The organism is Bradyrhizobium sp. (assembly GCF_016462955.1).
Taxonomy (GTDB): Bacteria; Pseudomonadota; Alphaproteobacteria; order Rhizobiales; family Xanthobacteraceae; genus Bradyrhizobium.
Genome location: NZ_JAEMSD010000023.1, coordinates 27,382 through 29,426, shown reverse-complemented (window position 1 = coordinate 29,426; position 2,045 = coordinate 27,382). Strand labels below are relative to the sequence as shown.

Sequence of the window (2,045 nt, the reverse complement as noted above, 5' to 3'; positions counted from 1 at the left end):
AAAGACGGCTTCATTGCCCAAGCTCCCGTGACCAGTTGATGGCGTTGACGTAGATGCCGAGCGGGTTCGCCCTCAGCCGGTCGGCGTTGCGGGGGACCTGCACGACGATCGTCAGGATCGCAGTCCAGCGGGTTGTCTCGGCGAGCTGGCCGTTCTCGTAGCGGCGCTCGACCCAGGCGACGCGGAAGCTGTCGGGCGATGCGCGGATGACGCTGGAGACGTCGACGGCGACTTGCTGGCGGCCCACTCGCGTGAACGGATCATTGGAGCGGGCATAGTCATTAAGCGCCATGGCGCCGCGATCGGTCGTGAAGTCGTAGGCGCGCAGCCAGTTTTGGCGAACGATGATCGCGTCGGCGGGAATGCTGCGGACCTGTTCGATGAAGCGCGCCAGGTGGAAGGCGATCTGCGGGTCAGTCGGACGATAGTCCGCCTCGGCGGGCGCGACTGCCTGCGCCTGGCCGAGTCGATCGACCTGCACCACCCATGGCACGATGGTTCCGCGTGCCGACTGCACGACGAGAGCGGTGGCGAACCCGGCCGAGAGGACGAGCGAGCCGAAGGCCATAAGCCGCCAGTTCTTGGCCTGAATTCGCGAGGCGCCAATGCGCTCGTCCCAGACCTGGGCCGCGCGTTGATACGGCGTCTCGGGCTCGGGGGCTTTGCCGTAGTGGGTGGAGGGTCGTTTGAACATCAGCGATCGCCTTCGGACAGGTTGACGGAAGAGCCGCCGCCATGGGCGTCGCCGGAGCGGACGGCGTGAGCCGTGGCCTGGACGGCGTGGGTCATGCGTTGCGAGCGACGCATCCGCTGTGCCCAGGCCGGAGGGCTGCCAGCGGTCGCCGGAGCGGCGCCATCTCCGGCGGCATCACCACCCGCCGAATTGCCGGTCGCAGAACCGCCAGCATCGGCGACAGCGCGACTACCGGCATTGAAGCTGGACCTCATGCTCTCGGAGACGCGCGAGGCGGCGCGACGTAGCGGCGAGACAGCGGCGCTGCCTCCGGCGCGTGCAACGCCGCCGAGACCGGATGCAACGCCGGCGGCACCGGACTGCCCAGCAGCGCCGAGACTGTAGGCCGTGGATGCGCCACCAGCGATCGCGGCGCTACCGCGGGCGGCTGCGGCTGCGCCTCCTGCCAGCGCAGCGCCACCGGAGGCGGCAGCGCCAACGGCGCCAGCACCGAGCGCGACCATGCCTCCGGCGGCGAGACCCGTCCCGACCGCTGCGCCCGCGCTGAGCTGGGGACCACCCGAGACGATGCCGCTGGCGATACCGGGACCGAAAATACCGAGGCCGAGAAGGCTCAGCGCCGCGAGGACGATCGCCATCGCCTCGTCGATCGAAGGAGTTGCACCGCCAAATCCGGAAGTGAACTCGGAGAACAGCGTCGAGCCGATGCCGATGATGACGGCGAGCACCAGCACCTTGATGCCCGAGGAGATGACATTGCCGAGCACACGCTCCGCCATGAAGGCGGACTTGCCGAACAGGCCGAAGGGGATCAGGACGAACCCCGCCAAGGTGGTCAACTTGAACTCGATCAGCGTGACGAAGAGCTGAATCGCGAGGATGAAGAAGGCGAGCAGCACCAGCGCCCAGGCGAGGAACATGCAGGCGATCTGGATGAAGTTCTCGAAGAACGACCAGTAGCCCATCAGGCTGGAGATGGAATCGAGCAATGGCCGACCGGCATCGAGGCCGGTTTGTGCGACCCGCCCGGGACGCATGAGGTCGGCGGTCGAGAAGCCGGTGCCGCTCGCCTTCAGGCCGAGGCCGGCGAAGCTCTCGAAGACAATCCGCGCGAGGTTGTTCCAGTTGCCGATGATGTAGGCGAAGACGCCGACGAACAATGTTTTCTTCACCAGCCGCGCCATGATGTCGTCGTCGGCGCCCCAGCTCCAGAACAGCGCCGCCAGCGTTACGTCGATGACGATCAGCGTCGTCGCGATGAAGGCGACTTCGCCGCTGAGCAGCCCGAACCCGCTGTCGATGTAGCGGGTGAAGACCTCGAGGAAATGGTCGATGACGCCGGTGCCGCCCA

General features: G+C 67.0%; 2 protein-coding genes. Both read right to left on the bottom strand.

All coding sequences use genetic code 11. The annotated features are described in order from the left end of the window. Nucleotides 1-10 precede the first annotated feature (10 nt). Complete coding sequence (gene trbF / locus JHD07_RS04730; protein WP_209159355.1) at nucleotides 11-694, bottom strand: conjugal transfer protein TrbF; 684 nt, start codon at nucleotides 692-694, stop codon at nucleotides 11-13. Further along, on the bottom strand, nucleotides 694-2,045 hold a 1,352-nt coding region (gene trbL, locus JHD07_RS04725), incomplete at its 5' end, for a P-type conjugative transfer protein TrbL (RefSeq protein WP_291619491.1). The genes trbL and trbF, both read right to left, overlap by 1 nt.

Bases quoted from the DNA above. Each gene is read 5' to 3' on its own strand.
- trbF (WP_209159355.1), bottom strand. From the start codon at position 694: ATGTTCAAACGACCCTCCACCCACTACGGCAAAGCCCCCGAGCCCGAG.